Source organism: Photobacterium lucens (assembly GCF_009873615.1).
GTDB lineage: Bacteria > Pseudomonadota > Gammaproteobacteria > Enterobacterales > Vibrionaceae > Photobacterium > Photobacterium lucens.
Genome location: NZ_SSMG01000223.1, coordinates 1 through 1,586, shown reverse-complemented (window position 1 = coordinate 1,586; position 1,586 = coordinate 1). Strand labels below are relative to the sequence as shown.

Sequence of the window (1,586 nt, the reverse complement as noted above, 5' to 3'; positions counted from 1 at the left end):
TTATTAAATACTGCATATTCTTAGCACTAACTATAAGCAGCCAGATAAATGGCTCAACTTCAAAAGGCAGGTGACGTAATGCGTGAGATAATATTATTACGCGGATTATTTAGAGGCAGTTTCCATTGGGGGGATTTTCCAACAACACTACAACATGCATTTCCTCATTGTTCGGTTACTTGCATTGATATACCCGGCAATGGTGAGTTATCGGCTCTCACCTCCCCTATGAGTGTTGCTGCTATGGTAGAAAGCATTCGTGCCCAACGACAAGGTAAAGGTAGTGTGCATCTACTTGCTATTTCTATGGGCGGTATGATCGGACTTAAATGGGCAGAGCTTTACCCTAGTGAAATTCAATCGCTTATTTGTATTAATACCAGTGCTAAAGGCTTTAGTCCGTTCTATGAGCGTTTACTGCCACAAAATTACTTTAAAATTCTAAAGGCATTAGCCTCTAAGCCATTAGCAAGAGAAAGTGCAATTTACCAGATGGTTGCCAACCAACCTCTTGATATTAATATCGTTAATGCATGGGCTAAGTATGGTAACGAGCACCCAATGAGTGTAGGTAATTTCTTGCGCCAATTGTACGCTGCCAGCACATTTAAAACCGTACGCCCTCAATGCGAACTGCATTTTATTTCTTCCACACAAGACAGACTTGTCAGCTGCAAAGCCAGTCAAGCTATCGCAAACGCTTGGCATAGTCCGCTGATCACCAATGATACTGATGGTCATGATATTCCGTTAGATAATCCACAATGGCTAATAAACACCATCAGCACCCTGTGGCAGCAAGCGTCGACTAATTCTTAAATTGATATCGTCGTCTGAGTTATCAGACGACGTATTTTTAGTCATTATCTATTTTTAAATTTTGGCAGTAACCCATTAACCTTACGCATATAATCAATGTACTGGCTGCCAAACTGACGAATAAGATCCTTTTCTTCCAATGACTTACCAATAAAAATATAAACAATTACAAAGACCGCAAATAGCAAGTGCTCTATGGTCATAACATCCGTGAACATAAAACCTATAATGAATCCAAGATAGATTGGGTGTCTTACGTATTTATAGATATAAGGCGATTTAAGCTCACCTGTTACCTTGCTACTGATACCAAAGGACTGCTTTACGCCATACATGCCTAATGGGTCAATCAGTAACGATGATATTAACGCAATACACCACCCCAATAACGAAACAGCAATCAACACATAGCCAAAGATTGTTCCCTGAAAATCCCACAACACTATTCCTGATTCTTTAAAGTTAAACGGAATTAAAAACATCAAGGCGCTGGCGATTAAAATATATGTTGCACGTTCAACGCCATAAGGAATAAATCGCTTTATGCTCTCTCTTGCGAGTAAACTATGATGGACAGAAAAGATAATAAGAAAAAACGTATTGTTTATTATCGCCAATAATAACGGTGATTGTTCTTGAGGTTGAAATAAGTCAAAAGAGAAAAACCCAATGGTATAAACACTTGCCAACAGAAATAGTGTAATAGAGAAAACACAATAAATTATTTTTATAAAACGCATAAAATTAAAGAAATAAATTGATAATTA

At 37.8% G+C, this 1,586-nt stretch carries 2 protein-coding genes; one reads left to right on the top strand and one right to left on the bottom strand.

From position 1 onward, the window contains the following. The first annotated feature begins 48 nt into the window (after nt 1–48). On the top strand, nt 49–819 hold the full coding sequence (locus tag E5A76_RS09970) for an alpha/beta fold hydrolase (protein WP_161118833.1): 771 nt from the start codon (nt 49–51) through the stop codon (nt 817–819). Nucleotides 820–863: 44 nt separating this feature from the next. Here E5A76_RS09970 and E5A76_RS09965 read toward each other — a convergent pair whose 3' ends face one another. Further along, nucleotides 864–1,508 carry a methyltransferase family protein gene (locus E5A76_RS09965; RefSeq protein WP_161118832.1) on the bottom strand — a complete coding sequence of 215 codons (645 nt, stop codon included), beginning with the start codon at nt 1,506–1,508 and terminating at the stop codon, nt 864–866. Nucleotides 1,509–1,586 lie beyond the last annotated feature (78 nt).